This window comes from Deltaproteobacteria bacterium, assembly GCA_028818775.1.
In the GTDB taxonomy this organism is placed as follows: domain Bacteria; phylum Desulfobacterota; class Binatia; order UBA9968; family JAJDTQ01; genus JAJDTQ01.
Genome location: JAPPNE010000064.1, coordinates 1,953 through 23,102, shown reverse-complemented (window position 1 = coordinate 23,102; position 21,150 = coordinate 1,953). Strand labels below are relative to the sequence as shown.

17 protein-coding genes are annotated in these 21,150 nt (G+C 68.1%); 8 read left to right on the top strand and 9 right to left on the bottom strand.

All coding sequences use genetic code 11. The features are described from left to right. Positions 1–48: 48 nt before the first annotated feature. From OXU42_08445 to recO, 5 genes are all read right to left on the bottom strand, one after another. Entirely contained in the window at positions 49–1,269 is a 1,221-nt protein-coding gene (locus OXU42_08445; protein MDE0029412.1) for a type II secretion system F family protein, read from the bottom strand. A 4-nt stretch (positions 1,270–1,273) separates the two neighbouring features. Next, positions 1,274–2,470 (bottom strand): ATPase, T2SS/T4P/T4SS family, encoded by a 1,197-nt coding sequence (locus OXU42_08440; GenBank protein ID MDE0029411.1) that lies wholly within the window; start codon positions 2,468–2,470, stop codon positions 1,274–1,276. Between the two features lie 156 nt (positions 2,471–2,626). Further along, a complete protein-coding gene (ppdK, locus tag OXU42_08435) occupies positions 2,627–5,353 on the bottom strand; it encodes a pyruvate, phosphate dikinase (GenBank protein ID MDE0029410.1) in 2,727 nt (908 codons plus the stop codon). Then, complete coding sequence (locus tag OXU42_08430) at positions 5,353–6,675, bottom strand: glycine--tRNA ligase (protein MDE0029409.1); 1,323 nt, start codon at positions 6,673–6,675, stop codon at positions 5,353–5,355. Before OXU42_08430 ends, ppdK begins: the two co-directional genes overlap by 1 nt. Positions 6,676–6,834: 159 nt before the next feature. Further along, positions 6,835–7,605, bottom strand: coding sequence for a DNA repair protein RecO (gene recO / locus OXU42_08425; GenBank protein MDE0029408.1), 771 nt, complete (start codon positions 7,603–7,605; stop codon positions 6,835–6,837). Between the two features lie 262 nt (positions 7,606–7,867). On the opposite strand from recO, the gene grpE reads away from it, so the two are divergent. From grpE to OXU42_08385, 8 genes are all read left to right on the top strand, one after another. Then, entirely contained in the window at positions 7,868–8,479 is a 612-nt protein-coding gene (gene grpE / locus OXU42_08420) for a nucleotide exchange factor GrpE (GenBank protein MDE0029407.1), read from the top strand. A 41-nt stretch (positions 8,480–8,520) separates the two neighbouring features. Next, positions 8,521–10,458, top strand: a complete 1,938-nt coding sequence (gene dnaK, locus OXU42_08415; GenBank protein MDE0029406.1) for a molecular chaperone DnaK — start codon at positions 8,521–8,523, stop codon at positions 10,456–10,458. A 19-nt stretch (positions 10,459–10,477) separates the two neighbouring features. Next, positions 10,478–11,593, top strand: a complete 1,116-nt coding sequence (gene dnaJ, locus OXU42_08410) for a molecular chaperone DnaJ (GenBank protein MDE0029405.1) — start codon at positions 10,478–10,480, stop codon at positions 11,591–11,593. A 9-nt stretch (positions 11,594–11,602) separates the two neighbouring features. Beyond that, the gene (gene lon / locus OXU42_08405) at positions 11,603–14,080 is read left to right on the top strand and encodes an endopeptidase La (protein MDE0029404.1); all 2,478 of its coding nucleotides are present in this window, start codon (positions 11,603–11,605) and stop codon (positions 14,078–14,080) included. An 84-nt stretch (positions 14,081–14,164) separates the two neighbouring features. Continuing rightward, entirely contained in the window at positions 14,165–15,268 is a 1,104-nt protein-coding gene (thiL, locus tag OXU42_08400) for a thiamine-phosphate kinase (protein MDE0029403.1), read from the top strand. A 5-nt stretch (positions 15,269–15,273) separates the two neighbouring features. Beyond that, on the top strand, positions 15,274–16,023 hold the full coding sequence (larB, locus tag OXU42_08395) for a nickel pincer cofactor biosynthesis protein LarB (protein ID MDE0029402.1): 750 nt from the start codon (positions 15,274–15,276) through the stop codon (positions 16,021–16,023). 1 nt (position 16,024) lies between these two features. Continuing rightward, complete coding sequence (locus OXU42_08390; protein ID MDE0029401.1) at positions 16,025–16,453, top strand: archease; 429 nt, start codon at positions 16,025–16,027, stop codon at positions 16,451–16,453. Between the two features lie 70 nt (positions 16,454–16,523). Next, entirely contained in the window at positions 16,524–17,888 is a 1,365-nt protein-coding gene (locus OXU42_08385) for an HD domain-containing protein (protein ID MDE0029400.1), read from the top strand. A 6-nt stretch (positions 17,889–17,894) separates the two neighbouring features. On the opposite strand, the gene OXU42_08380 is transcribed toward OXU42_08385, so the two are convergent. From OXU42_08380 to OXU42_08365, 4 genes are all read right to left on the bottom strand, one after another. Further along, positions 17,895–18,785 carry a metal ABC transporter permease gene (locus OXU42_08380; protein ID MDE0029399.1) on the bottom strand — a complete coding sequence of 297 codons (891 nt, stop codon included), beginning with the start codon at positions 18,783–18,785 and terminating at the stop codon, positions 17,895–17,897. Between the two features lie 12 nt (positions 18,786–18,797). After that, positions 18,798–19,478 carry a metal ABC transporter ATP-binding protein gene (locus OXU42_08375; GenBank protein MDE0029398.1) on the bottom strand — a complete coding sequence of 227 codons (681 nt, stop codon included), beginning with the start codon at positions 19,476–19,478 and terminating at the stop codon, positions 18,798–18,800. Then, positions 19,475–20,401 carry a metal ABC transporter substrate-binding protein gene (locus OXU42_08370; GenBank protein MDE0029397.1) on the bottom strand — a complete coding sequence of 309 codons (927 nt, stop codon included), beginning with the start codon at positions 20,399–20,401 and terminating at the stop codon, positions 19,475–19,477. The genes OXU42_08375 and OXU42_08370 overlap by 4 nt, the downstream gene beginning before the upstream one ends. A gap of 78 nt (positions 20,402–20,479) precedes the next feature. Beyond that, the coding region (locus tag OXU42_08365; protein ID MDE0029396.1) for a hypothetical protein at positions 20,480–21,150 on the bottom strand (671 nt) is incomplete at its 5' end.

Genomic DNA, 21,150 nt, shown 5'->3' with positions numbered 1-21,150 from the left:
GGGTCCTCTCTCTACATCGCCGAGCATGTTCATTCGCGGACTCCTTCCTCACTGGACCATGCCGCCCATCTGGAAGATGGGCAGGTACATGGAGATGACAATGCCTCCGAGCACGACGCCGAGAACGATCATCAGCGCCGGCTCCATGAGCGTGGTGAGCCGCGTCACCGCGCGGTCGACCTCTTCCTCGTAGAACGACGCCACCCGGTCGAGCATGGTGTCGAGGGCGCCGACGCTTTCGCCCACGGCGACCATGTGACAGACCATTGCCGGGAAAAGGCCGCCGGCCGACAGCAGCTCGGCGAAGGTGCGGCCTCGTTCCAGCCCGTCGCGGGCGTCGAGGACGGCGCGCTCCACGACCTTGTTGCCCGCGGTCCCGGCGGTGACGGCGAGGCTGTCCAGCAGGGTGACGCCGGAGCGGAGCAGGAGGCCGGTGTTGTGGCTGAAGCGCGCGATGGCGGCCTTGCGCAGCAAGTCGCCGAGGAGCGGCAGACGCAGCAGCCACCGGTGGACCGCGCGCAGGCCGCGCTCGGTGCGGCAGTACATGCGCAGGGCCAGCGGGACCGCCGCGAGACCGGCCAAGAGGAACGGGGCGTAGTCGTACAGCGCCCGGCTGACGGCGATGGTCAGCTCGGTCAGCGGCGGCAGCGCCTTCCCCATGCCCTGGTAGATCTCCGCGAACACCGGAATCACGTACAGGAGCAGCACCGCCACCACCGCCGTCGCCACGGCCACGATGGCGGCGGGGTAGACCATGGCGGTGCGCACCTTGCGCTTGAGCCGCGCCGACCGCTCGATGAAGAGGGCGAGGCGGGAGAGCACCTCGGCCAGGACGCCGCCGTGCTCGCCGGCCGCCACCATGCGCACGAACAGGACGTCGAACAGCCGCGGGTGCCGCGCCATGGCCGCGGTCAAGGTCATGCCGCCGGACACGTCGAGGCGCAGGGTCCCGAGCGCCTTGCGCACGACGCTGTTCTCGGTCTGGTCCGCGAGCACGCCGAGACACTCGACCACGGGCACGCCGGCTTCGATCATCACCGCGAAATTCCGCGTCAGCACGACGATGTCGTCGGCGCCCACCCGGGGTCCGAACCCCGGGATGGCGATCTCCCGGCGGAGCCCCTTGCCCTTCTCCCGGATGCCGGAGGGAAGCGGCTGGATCCGGCGCCGGCGCAGTTCAGCCGCCACCGCGGCGGGGTCGGCGGCCTCCATCTCGCCGCGAAGCAGCCGGCCCTCGCGGTTCCTGCCCTGCCAACGGTACTGCGCCATGGGGCTACCCGGCCGAGTCCGCGTCGGTCACGCGCAGCGCCTCCTCGACGGTGGTGACCCCCTGCCGGACCTTGCCGACGGCGGCCTGCCGCAGCGTGCGCATGCCCTTCTCCACCGCCGAGGCCTTGAGCTCGGCCGCAGAAGCGCCGCGCAGGACCATTCTCCGCAACTCGTCCGTCAAGGTCATGACCTCGTAGACGGCCACGCGTCCGCGGTAGCCCGTGTGGTGGCAGTCGGGACAGCCGGCGCCGCGGCAGTCCTCGACGTCGCGCACTTCCTCCACCCGCGCACGGGCCGCCGTGAACGTGTCACCGGGCAGTGCCACCGGCGTCTTGCAGGCATCGCACACCCGGCGCAGCAGCCGCTGGGCCGCCACCATGGTCACGGCCGAGGCGATGAGATACGGTTCGACGCCCATGTCGAGGAGGCGGTGCACGCTCGAAGGTGCGTCGTTCGTGTGCAGGGTGGTGAGCACCAAGTGGCCGGTGAGGGCGGCGTTCACGGCGATGCGCGCGGTCTCGGTGTCGCGGATCTCCCCCACCATGAGGATGTCGGGATCCTGGCGCAGGAACGCCCGCAGGCAGGCGGCGAAGGTGAGCCCGATGTCGGCATGGGTCTGCACCTGGTTGATGCCCGCCAGGTGGTACTCCACGGGGTCCTCGGCGGTGGAGATGTTCACTCCCGGCCGGTTCAGCTCCGAGAGCATGCCGTAGAGGGTGGTGGACTTGCCGCTGCCGGTGGGGCCTGTGAGCAGGATCATGCCCGCGGGCTTGTTCATGGCCCGGGCAAAGAGTTCCCGGTCGCGTGCCTCCAGACCCAGGGCGTCGAGGCTGGTCACGAGGTCGGAGCGGTGCAGCAAGCGCAGCACCACCTTTTCGCCGAAACGTGTCGGCAGGACCGAGACGCGGACATCCACTTCGGCACCGGTTCCCTCGATCTTCAGGCGCCCGTCCTGAGGCAGGCGGTGCTCGGCGATGTCGAGACCGGACATCACCTTGATGCGGGAGGTCAGCGCGTGCTTCATCCCGTGGGGCGGCGCCATGACTTCCTGGAGCACCCCGTCGATGCGGAAGCGCACGCGCACGCTGTCCTCGTAGGGCTCGATGTGGACGTCGCTGGCGCCGCGCGCCACGGCATCCCTCATCAACGAATCCACCAGCGCCACGACGGTCGTGTCCGTCCGCACCAATGAGCTTCCCATAGAAAGTTCCATGAGGATGTCCTCCCGCGGCCCTTCGGGGCGTCGGTGCCCTTTCGGTTCGCGCCCTACAGGATGAATCGGCGGGCAGGCGGGAGACTATAGGGAGGTGTTTGGTAAGGGACGAAAATATCGCGGGGTAAAGGCAACCGGCGGGGTCTACCGCCGGCCGCCCTCACCCTTGTCGCGCAGCGCGGCGCGGGCGGCGGCGAGCTTGGCGATGGGGACGCGGTAGGGGGAGCAACTGACGTAGTCGAGGCCCAGGTCGTGGCAGAAGGCGACGGACTTGGGGTCACCGCCGTGCTCGCCGCAGATGCCCACGTCGAGGTCCGGGCGGGCGCCGCGGCCCTTCTCGACGCCGAGGGCCATCAGCCGGCCGACGCCGGGCTCGTCGATGGTCACGAACGGGTCCTCGGGCAGGATGCCCTGGGCAACGTAATGGGGCAGGAACTTGCCGGCGTCGTCGCGCGACAGCCCCAGGCAGGTCTGGGTCAGGTCGTTGGTGCCGAAGGAGAAGAACTGCGCCTCGCGCGCGATCTCGTCGGCCACCAGGCAGGCGCGCGGCAACTCGATCATGGTGCCCACGGCGTAGCGCACCTTGGCGCCGTAGCGCTCCATGGTGTCCCGCGCCACGCGCTCGACGATCTCCCGCTGGAGGTGGAACTCCTCGAGTCCTCCCACCAGGGGGATCATCACCTCCGGACGCGGGTCCCTGCCCTCCTTGCGCAGCTCGCACGCCGCCTCGAAGATGGCCCGGACCTGCATCTCGGCGATCTCGGGGAACGAGATGGCGAGCCGGCAGCCCCGGTGCCCGAGCATCGGGTTGGCTTCCCTCAGGGCCTCCACCTTCTCGCGCACCGTCTTGGGGCGGATGGAGAGCACCTTGGCGAGGGCGGCGATGTCCGCGGTGGTCTCGGGCAGGAACTCGTGCAAGGGCGGATCCAGCAGCCGGATGGTCACCGGCAGCTTGTCCATGATGCCGAGAATAGCCTTGAAGTCGCCCCGCTGCATGGGCAGCAGCTTGGCCAGGGCCTTGCGCCGTCCCTCCTCGTCGTCGGCGAGGATCATCTCGCGCACGGCGTGGATGCGCTCCGCCTCGAAGAACATGTGCTCGGTGCGGCACAGGCCGATGCCCTCGGCGCCGAAATCCCGGCTGAGGCGCGCCTGCTCCGGCAGGTCGGCGTTGGTCTTGACGCCGAGCCGGCGGGTCTGGTCCACCCAGCGCATGAGCTTGGCGAAACGCCGGTAGGTGGGCGACGAAGCGGCTTCAGGGCTGCGGTCCAGCAGCACCCGCAGCACGTCGGAAGGATGGGTCTTGAGCTGCCCCTGGATGACCTCGCCGGTGCTGCCGTCCAGCGAAAGCCACTCCCCCTCCTTGAGAACCGCGCCGCCCAGGCGCGCCTCCCCCGCGCGGTAGTCCACGGCCAGGGCGTCGCACCCCACCACGCACACCGTGCCGAGCTGCCGCGCCACCAGCGCGGCGTGGGAAGTCATGCCGCCGCGCGCCGTGAGAATGCCCTGGGCCGCCTCGATGCCGCGGATGTCCTCGGGGCTGGTCTCCACCCGGCACAGGATGACGTTCTCCCCGCGGGCGCGCCGCGCCGCCGCGTCGGCGGCGTGGAACACGATCCGTCCCGTGGCCGCGCCCGGGCCCGCGGGCAATCCCTGTCCCAGCACCCTGCCCCGCGCCTGGGCCCTCTCCTTGGCGGCCTGGTCGAAGACCGGCCGCAACACCTGGTTCAGGTGTTCGGGCTCGATGCGCTGCAAGGCTTCGTCGCGGGTTATGAGCTTCGCGTCCGCCATGTCCACGGCGATGCGCACCGCGGCAAAGCCGGTGCGCTTGCCGGTGCGCGTCTGCAGCAGCCACAGGCGGCCGTCCTCGATGGTGAACTCCAGGTCCTGCATGTCGCGGTAGTGCGCCTCCAGGACCGCTGCGAGGCGCTGCAGCTCGCGGTAGGCCTTGCGCTGCACCCCGGCCAGCTCGCTGATGGGCTGGGGCGTGCGGATGCCGGCCACCACGTCCTCGCCCTGGGCGTTCATCAGGAACTCGCCGTAGAAGCGCCGCTCGCCCGTCGCCGGATCGCGCGTGAAGGCCACCCCGGTGCCGGAGGTGTCGCCCATGTTGCCGAACACCATGGTCTGGACGTTCACCGCCGTTCCCCAATCGTCGGGGATGCCGTACATCTTCCGGTAGGCCGCCGCGCGGTCGTTGTTCCACGACCCGAACACGGCGCCGATGGCGCCCCAGAGCTGCTCCACCGGATCCTCGGGGAAGGGCACGCCGCACTCCCGCCGGATCTCGTCCTTGAACTCGTCCACCAGGTCCCGCAGGTCGTCGGCCGCGAGGGCGGTGTCGTCGGTCACGCCGCGGGCCTTCTTCTTGCGCCCCAGCAGCGTCTCGAACACGTCGTGGGCTTCGGCCTCGTCGGGCTTCATGCCCAGCACCACGTCGCCGTACATCTGCACGAAGCGGCGGTAGGAGTCGTACACGAAGCGCGGGTTGCCGGTGCGCTCGATCATGCCCGCCACGGTGTCGTCGTTGAGCCCGAGATTGAGCACCGTGTCCATCATGCCGGGCATGGACTCGCGCGCGCCCGAGCGCACGGACACGAGCAGCGGGTTGTCGCCGTCGCCGAAGCGCCGGCCCATGATCTCCTCCACCCCGGCCATGGCGCCGGCGACCTCCCGCTCCAGACCCTCGGGATAAGTGCCGTCGTGCTCGTAGAAGTGGGTGCAGACGGCGGTGGAGATGGTGAAGCCGGGCGGCACCGGCACGCCCAGGCGGGTCATCTCGTGGAGGCCCGCGCCCTTGCCCCCCAGGACCTCGCGCATGGAGGCCCCGCCCATGGCCTTGCCCGCCCCGAACGAGTAGACGTGCCGGGCCATCAGCTCGCCCTCGTCCGCGGATCCATGCGCCGGCGGATCTCTTCCACCAGCCGGTCCACGGGAATGCGCACCTGGGTCATGGCGTCGCGGTCGCGCAGGGTCACGGTCTGGTCCTTCAGGGTGTCATGGTCCACGGTGATGCCGAAGGGCGTGCCGATCTCGTCCTGCCGGCGGTAGCGCCGCCCGATGGAGCCGGCCTGGTCATAGACCACCGGGAAGTGCTCCTTCAGGATGTCGCGGATCTCCTGCGCGCGCTCGGGATGTCCGTCCTTCCGCAGCAGCGGATAGACGCCCGCCTTGAACGGCGCCAGGCGCGGGTCGAGGCGCAGCACGATGCGGCGCTCGCCCTCCACCTCCTCCTCGTCGTAGGCGTCCACCAGGAACGCCAGCAGCGGCCGGTCCACGCCGGCGGAAGGCTCGATGACATAGGGGACGTAGCGGCTGCGGGTGGCCTCGTCGAAGTAGGTCATGTCCTTGCCGCTGTACTCCATGTGCTGCTTCAGGTCGAAGTCGCTGCGGTTGGCGATACCCTCGAGCTCCGACCAGCCGAACGGAAACTCGTACTCCACGTCCACGCAGGCCTTGGCGTAGTGCGCCAGCTCGTCGCTGCCGTGGGGACGGAGACGCAGGTTGCCGGCGCGGATGCCGTTGTCCACATACCAATGCATGCGCGCGTCCTGCCAGGACTGGAACGCCTCCTCGTCTTCGCCCGGCTTGACGAAGTACTCGATCTCCATCTGCTCGAACTCGCGGGTGCGGAAGATGAAGTTGCCGGGGGTGATCTCGTTGCGGAAGCTCTTGCCGATCTGCGCGATGCCGAAGGGGATCTTCTGGCGCGCGGTGTCCAGGACGTTGGTGAAGTTGACGAAGATGCCCTGGGCGGTCTCGGGACGCAGGAACACCGTGCTGGCGGTGTCCTCCACCGGCCCCATGAAGGTCTTGAACATCAGGTTGAACTGCCGCGCCTCGGTGACCTCGCCGCCGCAGACCGGGCACTTGCCCGCTTCCTCCAGGAAGTCCTCGCGGAAACGTTGGTGGCACACCTTGCACTCCACCAGCGGGTCCGAGAAGCCGGCCACGTGGCCCGACGCCTCCCACACCCTCGGGTGCATCAGGATCGAGGCGTCCAGGCCGACGGTGTCGTTGCGGCCGGTCACCACCGCCTTCCACCACGCCTCCTTGACGTTGCGCTTGAGCTCCACGCCCACGGGCCCGTAGTCCCAGGTGCTGCCGATGCCTCCGTAAATCTCACTGGACGGAAAGATGAACCCTCTCCGCTTGCACAGATTGACGACCTTTTCCATCGTCGCGTGTTCGTTCATGGGCGCTGTGGTTCTCCTGTCTGCTGTCGAATATGGCGTCCTTCGACTTCGCGCCGCTGGCGCGACGCTACGCTCAGGACGAACGGTTGTAGGCCAATTCCCGGTCGTCCCCCGTTCGTCCTGAGCGTAGCGCAGCGAAGTCGAAGGACGCCATTCTCTCTAACGGAACGGGCCGTCCAGGAAGGCCGCGGACTTGAGCTTCTTACTAATCTGGTACTGGATAAACAAGGGCATCAACGCGCGCGCCTCCCGCAAGGCCGGCTGGAGCGACGGCGGCGCCTCGCCTTCGGTCCAGCCGTGCCGCTGGATGTGGGTGAGCACGCCCAACGCCTCGGCCGACAGGGGCACCGCCTCCCTGCGGTACTCGCGGCAGCCGCGGCAAAGCACGCCTCCGTCGGCCGGGCTGAACCCCCAGCGATCGAGGTCCCCGCCGCCGGGCCCGGGGTCGCGGCCGCAGCGCTGGCACTGCTCCAGGATGGGCTGGAAACCGGCCAACCGCAGCAGCATCAGCTCGAATGCGGTGAGGAACTCCGGCGAAGCCGCGTTCTCCTCCAGGAACCGGAGCCCGGAGCGCAGGTGCTCGAACAGCGACAGGCTGTCGTCGCCGTCGCGCGTCAGCTCGTCCGTGATCTCCACGAGGTAGGAGGCGTGCGCGATCTTGCCCAGGTCCCTGGCTATGGCCCGGAACACGTACACCCAGTCGCACGCGTGCACGAACGCCAGCGGGCTGTTCGGACGTTCGTGGAAGCGCAACTGGACGAGCGTGAAGGGCTCCAGGACGTTGAGAAACCGCTTGCGGGAGCGCTTGGCTCCCTTGGCGATGCCCCGGATCTTGCCGAAATCCCGTGTCAGGAAAGAGACGATCTTGTCCGATTCGCCGTACGCCCAGGACCGCAAAACGATGGCCGGGCTCGACCGTATCGCCGGCAACGCAACCCCCCGCGACGCTCCCGGCCGTTCCTCCCTCCGGGCACGCCGCACAATCGTCAAACTCCTGTCACGTATACACCAACGCGTCCAAAAAGTCGCGCCGAAACACCGACTTCCGCCCCGTTCCGCCCCTTCCGGCGTTTGATGTCGCCACCTTGACACGGCCCGGATCGGTGATTACCTTCTCTCGGCCGTCGTCCCGGCGGATGCCGTACTTTGTCCGCCGGCCGGTTTCTTGGGGCAGCAAACAAACGACGAATTCATGGTGGAAGAGAAAAAGGACGAAACCGAAGCGGCCGTGGAGGGCGAGGTGACGGAGGACCAGCCGGAGGCCGGCGACGAGGCGCCGGAGCCCTCGGAGCTGGAGCGCCTGAACGAGGAGCTGGCGGCGGCCAGGGAAGAGGCGCGGCGGCTGGAGGACCAGTTCCTGCGGCAGGCCGCGGAGACGGAGAACTACAGGAAGCGGGTGGCGCGCGAAAAGCAGGACGCCATCCGCCACGCCAACGAGTCGCTGGTGCGTGACCTCCTGCCGGTCATCGACGACCTGGAGCGGGCGGTGGAGCACGGCCGCTCCGGCGGCAACGGGCAGTCGCTGCTGGACGGCGTGGAGTTGGTGCTCAGGGCCTGCCTGGAAGCGCTCCAGAAGCACGGCGTGACCCAGGTCACGGCCAAGGGCGAGCCCTTCGACCCGGAGAAGCACGAGGCCTTCGCCCAGGTGGAGAGCGCCGAACACGAGGCCAACACGGTGGTGGACGAGGTCCACCGGGGCTACTACCTGGGCGACCGGCTGCTGCGGCCGTCGCTGGTGAGCGTCGCCAAAACGCCCGCGAAACAAGCCGAAAACACGGTTGAAAACGACCCGACCGATGATTAGATTCCACGGCGAAAGACATCGAGACAGCAAGGAGACCTGACATGGCAAAGGTCATAGGCATCGATCTTGGAACGACCAATTCGTGTGTTGCGATCATGGAGGGCACCGAGCCCAAGGTGCTGACGAACGCCGAGGGGAGCCGCACGACCCCTTCGGTGGTGGCGTTTTCGGAGAGCGGCGAGCGCCTGCTGGGGCAGATCGCCCGGCGCCAGGCCATCACCAACCCCGAGAATACGGTTTTCGCGGTGAAGCGCCTGATCGGGCGCGTGTTCGACGACCCCATGGTGCAGAAAGCCGCCGCCGTCCTGCCCTACAAGCTCGACCGCTCCGACAAGGGCGACGCCTGGGTGACGAGCCGCGGCAAGAGCTACAGCCCGCCGGAGATCTCGGCCTTCATCCTGCAGAAGATGAAGCAGACCGCCGAGGACTACCTGGGCGAGACCGTGACCGAGGCGGTCATCTCCGTGCCGGCTTACTTCAACGACAGCCAGCGGCAGGCCACCAAGGACGCTGGGCGCATCGCCGGGCTCAACGTCCAGTACATCATCAACGAGCCCACGGCAGCCTCGCTGGCTTACGGGTTGGACAAGAAGAAGGACGAGAAGATCGCGGTGTTCGACTTGGGCGGCGGCACCTTCGACATCTCCATCCTGGAGCTGGGCGATAGCGTCTTCGAGGTCAAGGCCACCAACGGCGACACCTTCCTGGGCGGCGAAGACTTCGACCAACGGATCATCGACTACCTGGCTGACGAGTTCAAGAAGGACCAGGGCATCGACCTGCGCGGCGACCAGATGGCGCTGCAGCGCCTCAAGGAGGCGGCGGAAAAGGCCAAGTGCGAGCTGTCCACGTCGGTGGAGACGGACATCAACCTGCCGTTCATCACCGCCGACCAGAGCGGCCCCAAGCACATGAGCATCAAGCTTTCCCGGTCGAAGCTGGAAGCCCTCTGCGCAGACCTCATCGACCGCACCGAGGGACCCTGCCGCCAAGCCCTGGAGGACGCGGGATTCTCGGCCGGGGAGATCGACGAGGTGATCCTCGTCGGCGGCATGACGCGCATGCCCGCGGTGCAGGAGCGGGTCAAGAAGATCTTCGGCAAGGAGCCTCACAAGGGCGTGAACCCCGACGAGGTGGTGGCCATCGGCGCGGCCATCCAGGGGGGCGTGCTCACGGGCGACGTCAAGGACGTGCTGCTGCTCGACGTGACCCCGCTGTCCCTCGGCATCGAGACCTTGGGGGGCGTCTTCACCAAGCTGATCGAGCGCAACACCACCATCCCGACCAAGAAGAACCAAGTGTTCTCCACGGCCGCCGACAACCAACCCTCGGTGACCATCAGCGTGCACCAGGGCGAGCGGGAGATGGCCGCGTACAACAAGCTGCTCGGCCAGTTCAACCTCGAGGGCATTCCGCCGGCGCCGCGCGGCATGCCGCAGATCGACGTCACCTTCGACATCGACGCCAACGGCATCGTCCACGTCTCCGCCAAGGACCTCGGCACCGGCAAGGAGCAGTCCGTCAAGATCACCGCCTCGAGCGGCCTCAGCGAGGAAGAGATCAGGAACATGGTGAAGGACGCCGAGGTCCACGCCGAGGAGGACAAGACGCGCAAGGAAGCGGCCGAGGCACGCAACCAGCTCGATTCGCTGGTCTACTCCACGGAGAAGTCGCTGAAGGAGTACGGCGACGACCTGGACGCCGAGGTCAAGTCCAGCATCGAAGCGGCCCTGGAAAAGGCGAAGAAGGCCCTGGAGGGCGACGACGCCGCGGCCATGCGGGCGGCGGCGGAGGAGTTGAACCAAGCCTCCCACAAGCTCGCGGAAGCCATGTACGCCAAGGCGTCGCAGCAGCAGGCGCAGCAGGACGCGGGGCAGCAGACGCCGCCTCCGGGCGCGGACGGCGGCAAGCCCGACGACAACGTGGTGGACGCGGACTTCGAGGAGGTCAAGGAAGAGGAGCAGGAAACGAAGCTGTAGGGGGCGGCGGGACTAGACATTGGACAAAAGCGACTACTATGAAATCCTCGGCCTGAGCCGCAAGGCCGGCGAGGACGAGATCAAGAAGGCGTACCGCAAGCTGGCGCTGCAGTACCATCCGGACCGGAACCCGGGCGACAAGCAGGCCGAGGAGAAGTTCAAGGAACTGTCCGAAGCCTACCAGGTGCTGTCCGATCCGGAGAAGCGGTCCAAGTACGACCAGTTCGGCCACGCGGCGTTCGGCGATACCGGTCCGTTCGCCGGGGGTTTCGACTTCACCGGCGGGTTCGAGGACATATTCGGCGACATCTTCGGGGACTTCTTCGGCGGGTCGCCGCGGGGCCGGTCCCGGAGCCGGGCGCAGCGCGGCGACGACCTGCGCTACAACCTCGAGATCACCTTCGAGCAGGCCGCCTTCGGCACCGAGCAGAAGATCAAGATCCCGCGCCACGGGCCGTGCGACGAGTGCGAAGGCAGCGGCGCCGAGAAGGGCACGTCGCCGCAGACCTGTCCCGCGTGCAACGGGTCGGGGCAGATGGCGTTCCAGCAGGGGTTCTTCACGGTGTCGCGCACCTGCAGCCAGTGCGGCGGCCAGGGCCGGGTGATCGCCCACCCGTGCGCCTCGTGCGGCGGCGCGGGCCTGACCCGCAAGTTCCACACCATCAACGTCAAGATCCCGGCCGGCGTCGACACCGGATCGCGCCTCAAGCTGCGCGGCGAGGGCGAGGGCGGCTTCCGAGGCGGGCCGCCGGGGGACCTGTACGTGGTCATGCTGGTGCAGGAGCATCCGATCTTCATGCGCGACGGACAGGACGTCATCTGCGACATGCCCATCAGCTTCGTCCACGCCGCCCTCGGCGCGGAGGTCGAGGTGCCCACGCTGGAGGGCAAGGTCAAGATGAAGATCCCCGCGGGGACCCAGTCCAACGCGGTGTTCCGGCTCAAGGGCAAGGGCATCAAGGACGTGCACGGGAGCCGCCGGGGGGACGAGCACGTGCGCGTGGTGGTGGAGACGCCCACGCGCCTGACCGGGCGCCAGAAGAAGCTCCTGCAGGAGTTCGCCGAAGACGGCGGCGACGACGGCCAGCCTATTGCAAAAGGGTTCTTCGAGAAGGTAAAGGAACTGTTCGACTGAGGATCATCGATGGAAGAATCCGACAAGGATGCCGCGGCGCTCGTCGACGACCGGCCCGTAAGCGAGATCCCGGACATCATACCGCTCCTGCCCATCCGGGACATCGTCATCTATCCGTACATGATGATTCCCCTGTTCATCGGCAGGGAGCTGTCCATCAACGCGGTGAACGAGGCGCTGGAGCGCGACCGGCACATCTTTCTCGTGGTGCAGAAGGACGCGGCCGAGGACGACCCCGCGACGGACGACCTCTACCGCGTGGGCACGGTGGCGACCATCCTGCGCATGCTCAAGCTCGACGACGGCCGGGTGAAGATCCTGGTGCAGGGGATGACCAAGGGCATCCTGCAGGAATTCGTCCGCGAGGAACCCTACTTCGAGACACGCATCGAGAAGGTCATCGAGCCCCAGGTCATCGAGGTTTCCATCGAGGTCGAGGCGCTCATGCGCAACGTCAAGGAGAAGATCGAGCAGATCCTCAACCTCAAGAACCTCCCGCCCGAGATCGTGATGGTCACGGACAACGTGGTGGATCCCGGCGTGCTCGCGGACCTGGTGGCGTCCAACCTGCGCCTCCAGATCGAGGAGAGCCAGTCGATCCTGGAGATCTACGAGCCGGTGGACCGGCTCAAGAAGGTCAACGAGCTGCTCACCCGCGAGCTCGAGCTCGCCACCATGCAGGCGCGCATCCAGAACCAGGCCAAGGACGAGATGAGCAAGACCCAGCGGGAGTACTTCCTGCGGGAGCAGCTCCGGCAGATCCACCAGGAACTCGGCGAGGGCGACGAGAAGACGGAAGAGATGAACGAGCTGAAAGGCCAGCTCGACAAGGCCGGCATGCCGCCGGAGGTCAAGAAGGAGGCCGACAAGCAGCTCAAGCGGCTGGAGCAGATGCACCCCGAATCGTCCGAGTCCTCCCTGGTGCGCACCTACCTGGACTGGATGGTGGAGCTTCCCTGGAGCGTTCGCACCAAGGACAAGCTCGACCTCCGCAAGGCCAAGCAGGTCCTCGACGAGGACCACTACAACCTGGAGAAGATCAAGGAGCGGTTCCTGGAGTACCTCGCGGTGAACAAGCTGCGGAAGAAGATCCGCGGCCCGATCCTGTGCTTCGTCGGCCCGCCGGGAGTGGGCAAGACCTCCTTGGGGAAGTCCATCGCGCGCGCCCTCGGACGCAAGTTCGTACGCATCTCGCTGGGCGGCATCCGCGACGAGGCGGAAATCCGCGGGCACCGCCGGACCTACGTGGGCGCCCTGCCCGGCCGCATCATCCAGGGCATGAAGCAGGCCGGCTCCAACAACCCGGTGTTCATGCTCGACGAGCTGGACAAGGTCGGCAACGACTTCCGCGGCGACCCCTCGGCGGCGCTGCTGGAGGTGCTCGACCCGGAGCAGAACCACGCCTTCAGCGACCACTACCTGAACGTGCCCTTCGACCTCTCCAGCGTGCTGTTCATCTGCACGGCGAACCTGCTCGACACGGTGCCGCCGGCGCTGCGCGACCGCATGGAGGTCATCAACCTCTCCGGCTACACCAACGAGGAAAAGCTGGAGATCGCGCGCCGCTTCCTGATCCCGCGGCAACGCCAGGAGGCCGGGATCTCGGGCGACCTGCTGGACATCTCGCAGGACGCGGTGCTGCGCATCATCGAGCAGTACACGCGGGAGGCCGGTCTGCGGAACCTGGAGCGGGAGATCGCCGCCATCGGCCGCAAGGTCGCGCGCCGGGTGGCCGACGGCCGCACCGCGCGCACGCGCGTCACCCGGCGCAACCTGCACCAGTTCCTCGGCCCGCCGCGCTTCCTCACCGAGACCCCGGAGCAGAACGAGATCGGCGTGGCCACGGGCCTGGCCTGGACCAGCGCCGGGGGCGAGCTGCTGCACGTGGAGGCGTCGCTCTCCAAGGGCCGCGGCAACCTGACCCTCACCGGCCAGTTGGGCGAGGTGATGCGCGAATCGGCCCAGGCCGCGGTGAGCTACGCCCGCGCCCAGGCCAAGAACCTCGGGCTGGAGGAGAACTTCTACCAGAAGCAGGACATCCACATTCACGTGCCCTCGGGCTCCATCCCCAAGGACGGTCCTTCCGCCGGCATCACCATGGGCACGGCCCTCATCTCCGCGCTGACCAAGCGGCCGGTGAGCCGCAACGTGGCCATGACCGGGGAGATCACGCTCCGGGGACGGGTGCTGCCCGTGGGCGGCCTCAAGGAAAAGTGCCTGGCGGCCTTCCGCTCCGGGGTCCAGACCGTCGCCATCCCCTTCCAGAACCAGAAGGACCTGGAAGAGATCCCGCGCCCGCTGCGCAACAAGCTGAACTTCATCCTGGCGCGGAACATGAACGACGTGCTCGCGGTGGCCTTCGACGACAAGCCCGGCGGCGTACCCGCCAAGGAGCCCGGGTCCGGAACCGCCGCCAAGGCCAGGAAGCAGGCCCGGCAGGGCCGCCCCAAGAGCGGAGGGGACAGGACGGTGCCGGCGAATGCCTGAGGGGCATCACGCTTTCCCGTGAGACTCCGCGATCTGGCGACCGGCGGCACGTTGCCCCACATCCAGTCCGGATCAGGCTTTCCCATGAAACTCCGCGACCTCGGAGAATTCGGGCTCATCGACCTGATCCAAAGGAAGACCCCGCGCCGGCGCGGGGTGCGGCTGGGCATCGGCGACGATGCCGCCTGGGTATCCACCGCCGGGGACTCGCTCCTGTTCACCTCGGATCTGCTCATCGAAGGCGTCCACTTCAACCGCGAGTGGATCTCGATGCAGGACCTCGGACACAAATCCCTCACCGCCAGCCTGAGCGACATCGCCGCCATGGGCGGGCGTCCGGCGTTCTTCCTCCTCTCCGTGGCTCTTCCCGACATCGACACCCGGCAGGCCGCCGCCCTGGTCGACGGCGTCCACGCGCTGGCGGCCGAGCACCGCGTGGCGCTGGTGGGGGGCGACACCTGCGCCGCCGACCGGCTCACCATCGACGTGTTCCTCGCCGGCGAGGCGCCCCACGGCGCGGTGACGCGCGCCGGCGCCCGGGTGGGCGACGACATCTACGTCACCGGCACCCTGGGGGACTCGGCGCTGGGGCTGGCGCTGCTTTCGGAGCCGCGCCCCAAGGTGAAGGCGCGGGACCGGAACTACCTGGTGGGGCGGCACCACCGTCCCAGCGCGCGGGTGAAGACCGGCATGCTGCTCGCCCGGGAGGGCCTGGCGCACGCCATGGTGGACGTAAGCGACGGCCTCGCCCAGGACCTGGGCCACATCTGCCGGGCCAGCCGCACCGGCGCCGTGGTGCACCAGGCGCGCGTGCCCCTGTCGCCGGCCTTCGTGCGGACGGCCGGCCCCAACGACCTCCGGTGCGCGCTCGCCGGCGGCGAGGACTACGAGTTGCTGTTCACGGCGGACCCGGACGCGCGCAAGAGCGTCGAGCGCGCCGCCCGCCGCACCGGCGTCCCCATCACCCGCATCGGCGAGTGCGTGCCGAGGAAGCACGGCGTCACGCTGGTGGACACGCGCGGCGAGCGCGTGCCCCTGAGCGCGGGGGGCTATGACCACTTCAGGAATTGCGGTCCTTCGACTTCGCTTCGCTACGCTCAGGACGAACGGAACCAAGTCTCCAAAACCGTTCGTCCTGAGCCCTTCGACAAGCTCAGGACAGAAGCGAAGTCGAAGGACGCCATCTAGCATCCATGGACGAAGAGCAGCTCATAGAACTCTTGAACGGGGTCCGGCGCGGGGAGGTGGGGGTGGACGACGCGGTGGAGCGGCTGCGGCACCTTCCCTTCGAGGACCTGGGGTTCGCCAAGGTGGACCATCACCGGGCCTTGCGGCAGGGGTTTCCCGAGGTCATTCTGGGCGAGGGCAAGGAGGTGGCGGACATCGCCGCCATCGCCCGGGCGATCCGCAAGAGCGCGGTGAACGTGCTCATCACGCGGCTGTCCGAGGAGAAGATGGACGCGCTCAAGCCGCGGCTGCGGGGCTTCCGCTTCCATCGCGAGGCGCGCGCCGCCACCTGGCGCACCAAGCATGCGCCGCTCAAGGGCAAGGGGACCATCGCGGTGGTATGCGCGGGCACCTCCGACATCCCGGTGGCGGAGGAGGCCGCGGTCACCAGCGAGATCATGGGCAACCGGGTGGAGCGGATCTACGACGTGGGCGTGGCGGGCCTGCACCGGCTGCTGGGCCACCACCGGCAGCTCACCGAGGCGGCGCTGCTGATCGTCGTGGCGGGCATGGAAGGCGCGCTGCCCAGCGTCGTGGCCGGCCTGGTGCGCCGGCCGGTCATCGCCGTACCCACCAGCGTGGGCTACGGCGCCAGCTTCCACGGCCTCTCCGCGCTCCTGGCCATGCTCAACTCGTGCGCCGCCGGGGTCACCGTGGTAAACATCGACAACGGCTTCGGCGCCGGCTACGCCGCGTCGCTGATCAACAGGGATTGAAATGGCCGACGAGGAAAAGAAATACCGGGTCTTGAGGCGGTCGTCGGAGATGAGCGTCCGGCTCGCGGGCGACTCCCTTCCGGGGGTGCTGGCGGACGCCGGGTTCGCGCTCTTCGACCTGCTCGTGGACCTCGACACCGTGGAGGCGCGGGAAAGCGTCGCGGTGGAGGCGGAGGGCGTGGACCACGACGACCTCATGGTAAACTGGATTCGGGAGCTGCTCTACGAATACCAGGCGAGCGGTTACATCCTGAAGGAGTTCGCCATTCACGAGGCCGGCGACTTCTTCGTGCGCGCGGAGGCCCGCGGTGAGAAGTTCGATCCCGACCGCCACGAAGAGCGTGAAGCCATCGGCGCCGTGGATGAACGTTTGAGCCACTTGGGAAAGATGGGCGACCAGTGGACCGCCCAGGTGAGCTTCGAATTGTGAGGGACAAGCGGGCCGTTCATGCGTGAGCCCATGAAACTTCAGCGGGTCCGAGGAGAAACCGGGGCCGTCCATGCGCTCTGACTACCATGGCTGCTCGCTCATCGCCGACCCGATCCACCGCTACATCCCCTTCACGGTGCCCGAGGAACCGGGCGAGGTCACGGAAAAGGACCTGATCGACTCTCCCTGGTTCCAGCGCCTGCGCTACATCTTCCAGCTCCAGAGCGCGCGCTGGGTCTACCCCTCGGCGGAGCACTCCCGTTTCCAGCACTGCCTCGGGGCCATGCACCTGGCCGGGGGCTTCGCCCGCGGCCTGTACCCTTCCCTGCGCAAGGTCCTGGGCGACGCCTGTCCTTCCGCCAACTACGTGGAAGCGTACATGCGCGTCATCGGGCTGCTGCACGACGTCGGCCACGGCCCGTTCTGCCACTTCTTCGACAACCACTTCCTCAGCGAGTACGGACTGATCCACGAGGACATCTCCCAGGTCATCATCCGCGAGCACCTGGGCGATCTCATCCGCGGCATCCGCCGGAGCCCCTCGGGCGCCTTTGCCGCGGGCGAGGAACTGGACCCGGACGAGATCGCCTTCCCCATCAAGAAGGATTCCGACGACGACCCCGCGCGACCGCTCTGGGTGCGCTTCCTGCAGCCGCTGACCAACGGCATCCTCACCTTCGACAACCTCGACTACGTGTCGCGCGACTCGTACATGTGCGGCGTGGCCATCGGGCCCATCGACCGCGAACGGCTGATGTACTACACGTTCATCTCGCCCCAGGGGCTCACGCTGCACCGCTCCGGCGAGGGCGCCCTCACCATGTTCCTGAACGCGCGCAAGTACCTCTACGAGAACGTCTACTTCCACCGCACCACCCGGTCCATCGACGCGCACCTGCAGGAGCTGTTCCCGGAGACCATGGCGCGGATCGCGCCGGGCAATCCCCTGGAGCACATGGACCGCTACCTGCACCTGACCGACTGGTCGCTCTTGCAGGAGGTGTCGCACTGGCGCCGGCTCGGCACCCCGCTGGGGCGCGAGTGGGGGCGCATCCTCGACCGCGACCTCAAGTGGCGGCTGGCCTACGAGCGGAGCCTCGCCGGGGCGGAGCTCGATGCCGGCCTCGACGCCATCGGGGTGCGCGACTGGGAAGCGCGCGTGCGCGACGCGCTGCCGGCCGGCAAGCGCCACCTGGTGTTCCGCGTGGACATGGCCAGCCAGGATTCGCGCCCCGAGAACCCCATGGCCATGGGCAAGAAGCAGATCCACACCTACGACCCCTCCACCGGCATCATCACCAAGGAATCCATGGCCGAGCTGTTCGCCTACATCCCGTCCAAGATCGTCAAGTTCCGCGTCTTCGCCCTCGACCACGCCCACGATCGGCTGCTGGCCTCCTGCACCGAGGAGGTGCTGCGCGCCGCCGCACGGTAAGAGCGGTCACCGCCGGAACCTGCCCCCGAGCCACGCCAGGGCGTGAGCGGCCGGCACCAGGCCGCAGCCCAACGCCAGGATCGCGGGACCCAACGGCACGTCGAACCGGTACGCGACGGCGAAACCCGTCAAGCCGATGCCGGCGCCCACCAGCGACGACGCGATGAAATAGGACGCCATGCGGGACACCAGGGGCCTCACGGCGATGGGCGGGAGCACCAGCAGGCCGAAGGTGAGCAGAGGGCCGGCCATCATCACCCCCAGCGCGATGGCGACTCCGGCGAGCAGGTGGAAGAGGAGGTCCCACGTGAAGGTGCCGCCCCTGAGGAGGAAGGTGAGGTCCCGGTCGAACGACGCCATCAGCAACTCGCGCCGGAAGAGGACAAGGCACGCCGTCACCGCCGCGTAGACCGCGCCCAGGGCGGCAAGCTCGGCCCAGGACAGCACCACCGCCTCTCCCTTGACCAGACCCAGGATCGCCGCGTCGCCGAAGGGATGGACCGCCACGAAAAGGATCATGAGCGACCCGGCCAAGGCATACGCCACCGCCAGCCGCGTCTCCGAGCGCCCGCCACCGCGGCGATCCGTCAACGCCAGCAGCGTCATGCCCGCGAAGGTGAACAGCAACGAGCCGCCGTAGGCGAGCAGGCGCTCCACCTGGTGCGCGTCGCCCGATGTGTGGCCCGGATGCGGCACCAAGCCGACCTCGTGGGCGAACAAGGCGAACGCCGCGCCCGCGGCGGCGAACTGCGGCAGGGTCAGGCCCAGCAGCACGCTGCGCCTGAGCACCAGGAAGCCCCCCACCACCGGACACACCAGCCCCAGGACGATGCTTCCCAGCACCGCCGGGAAGAGCAGGAAGGAAGGGTCCAGGATCTCGGCGAATGCCTGCGCCACGTCGGCCGGACCTTACCCGTTTTCGCGAATGCCCCCGTGCACGCGCCCGTCCGAGACCTCGATCACGCGATCACAGAACCGCGCCAGGAGATCGCCGTCATGACTGCAGATGACGATGGCCAGACGGGAGCGCCGGTTGATCTCTTCGAGCTGTCGCGCGATGTCCTCGCGGGCATCCCGGTCCACGCCGGCGAACGGCTCGTCGAGCAGCAGCAACGCCGGATCCACGGTCAGGGCGCGCGCGATGAGCGCCCGCTGGCGCTGTCCGCCCGAGAGGTGAAAGAAGACGGACCGCCCGAGGCGCGCCAAGCCCACCTGCGCCAGGGCCGCGTCGACCCGCTGTCTTTCGCCGCGCGGGAATAGCCGCCAGGGACGCAGCCGGCCGTAGGCGCCCATGGCGGCCACCTCCCACACGCTCAGCGGGAACCAGGCGTCGAGGGAAGCGTGCTGGGGTACGTAGCCGAGACGGGTCCGCGGCAGGTGTCGTTCCACGTTGCCGCCTTGCAGCGGGAGCAGGCCCAGCATCGACCGGAGGAGGGTGGTCTTGCCGGACCCGTTGGGGCCCGCCAACCCGATGAGTTCGCCCGCGCCGATGCGCAGATGAACATCGTCGAGCACCGGCTCGGGGCCGTACCCCAGACACGCGTGCTGGAGCGCAAGTAGGGGACGCTCCGGCGAGTCGGAGGCGGTCACCTGGCGACCGCCTTGGAAAGGTGGGTGACGAGGTAGTCGATCAACTTGACATAAGTGTCCACGCCGGGCCGCCCGCCCACGTACAAGGGCACGGGCACCACGGCGGCGCCGGCTTCACGCGCGACCCGTTGCGGTACCCGGCTGGGATAGGTGCCGTACACCACCAAGGGCACGCGCGCGGCCTTCATCCGCTCCACGAGTTGGACGATGTGCGCCGGCGTCGGACCGATGCCGGCCGCCACCTCCAGGGTGCCGAACAGCCGCATGCCGTAGCGCTTGGCGAAGTACGCCATGTCGTCGTGGTAGCTGACGAACCGGACACCGTCGAGACCGCGGGCCGCCTTTTGCCACCCCGGTATGCGCCGATCCAACTCCGCGGTGTAGGCTTGCAGGTTCTTCATGAAAAAGGCGCGATGCTCGCCGTGGGCCTTCGACAGGCCTTCCGCGATGTTCCGCGCGATGAGCTTCCCCAGGACCGGGTCGAGGTTGTAGTGGGGATTGCCCCTCGGATGGATGTCGCCACCCTTGCGCGAGAGGGTCTTTGGCGGTTTCAGGGGCACGACGCCGGTGGAGGTGTCGATGTAGCCGATGCCGCCGCGCGCGATCCGCGGATTGGCGGCCACGTCCAGCAGGGCCGGAAGGAACGCGTGCTCCAGCGACAGCCCCATCAGCACCACCGCGTCGGCGCGGTTGAGCTTGGTGACCATGCTCGGCTTCACCTGGACGGCGTGAATGTCCCGGACTCCCAGCGTCAGGCTGCTTACCGAGACCCTGTCCTTGCCGATCCGCCGCGTGATGTCGGCCAGGTCCGGAATGGTCGTCACCACGTTGATCTTCTGCGCCGCCGCCGGAGCCGCCAACAGGAGGACCAGCGACAGCGTAAAGGTGGCCCGCGGCCACCACCGTTTGGATGGACTCTTCATGGGTATGTCTCCTCAGGCACCGCTGCCGAACGCGGGCGGGCAGCCTCCTTCCGGAGGCCGCCCCCGCGATGCCGCTCCCTAGCGCCGCTCACGGAAACCGTGCGTGTGGCTGCCGAGAACGGTGGTCCATTGGAGAAAGACCTGGGAGCCGTCGTACTCCGGACGGTTGTCGTCGTCCCACCCGTGCGTGTACTGGAGCCGCAGGCGATTGAACTCGCTGGGGGCCCAGGTGACGTACGGCGACAGGCTCAGCGTCCTGTCATCCGGGCTGTCCAGTTCGGGCGCGGAATCCAGCAACAGACCCAGGCTCCACTTGCCCGGCAACTCGGGATTGACGTCCCAATTGGCGTACGCATAGCCGCCGCGGGCGGTGGTGGTCCCAGTGTCGTGGTGGTCCTGGCGGTTGACGAACCACTCGCCGGCGACGGTGAACCCTTCGTAGAAGCCCGGCACCAGGGGCCGGTGCCGAAGCGTCACGTCAACGCCCAAGAGCGACCGGCGGCTGTCCTCTTCCATCTCCGTCCTCGGCGAATGCGCCAACGACGAACCCACCTCGAGGTTCCAGGTCTCGCTCAGGTCGAAGAAGGCGTGCAGGCGGCCCAAGTAGGTCAGGTCCTTGAGGGAGCGGCTTCCGCCTTCGTCGGCGTGGTCGTCCTCGCCTTCGTGGTCGTCCTCACCCTCGTGGTCGTCCTCGCCCTCGTGGTCGTCCTCGCCCTCGTGGTCGTCCTCGCCCTCGTGGTCGTCCTCGC

What these genes read in the sequence shown, in the direction of transcription:
- OXU42_08445 (MDE0029412.1), bottom strand. Translation starts at nt 1,269, where the DNA reads ATGGCGCAGTACCGTTGGCAGGGCAGGAACCGCGAGGGCCGGCTGCTT.
- OXU42_08440 (MDE0029411.1), bottom strand. Translation starts at nt 2,470, where the DNA reads ATGGGAAGCTCATTGGTGCGGACGGACACGACCGTCGTGGCGCTGGTG.
- ppdK (MDE0029410.1), bottom strand. Translation starts at nt 5,353, where the DNA reads ATGGCCCGGCACGTCTACTCGTTCGGGGCGGGCAAGGCCATGGGCGGG.
- OXU42_08430 (MDE0029409.1), bottom strand. Translation starts at nt 6,675, where the DNA reads ATGAACGAACACGCGACGATGGAAAAGGTCGTCAATCTGTGCAAGCGG.
- grpE (MDE0029407.1), top strand. Translation starts at nt 7,868, where the DNA reads ATGGTGGAAGAGAAAAAGGACGAAACCGAAGCGGCCGTGGAGGGCGAG.
- dnaK (MDE0029406.1), top strand. Translation starts at nt 8,521, where the DNA reads ATGGCAAAGGTCATAGGCATCGATCTTGGAACGACCAATTCGTGTGTT.
- lon (MDE0029404.1), top strand. Translation starts at nt 11,603, where the DNA reads ATGGAAGAATCCGACAAGGATGCCGCGGCGCTCGTCGACGACCGGCCC.
- thiL (MDE0029403.1), top strand. Translation starts at nt 14,165, where the DNA reads ATGAAACTCCGCGACCTCGGAGAATTCGGGCTCATCGACCTGATCCAA.
- larB (MDE0029402.1), top strand. Translation starts at nt 15,274, where the DNA reads ATGGACGAAGAGCAGCTCATAGAACTCTTGAACGGGGTCCGGCGCGGG.
- OXU42_08390 (MDE0029401.1), top strand. Translation starts at nt 16,025, where the DNA reads ATGGCCGACGAGGAAAAGAAATACCGGGTCTTGAGGCGGTCGTCGGAG.
- OXU42_08385 (MDE0029400.1), top strand. Translation starts at nt 16,524, where the DNA reads ATGCGCTCTGACTACCATGGCTGCTCGCTCATCGCCGACCCGATCCAC.
- OXU42_08370 (MDE0029397.1), bottom strand. Translation starts at nt 20,401, where the DNA reads ATGAAGAGTCCATCCAAACGGTGGTGGCCGCGGGCCACCTTTACGCTG.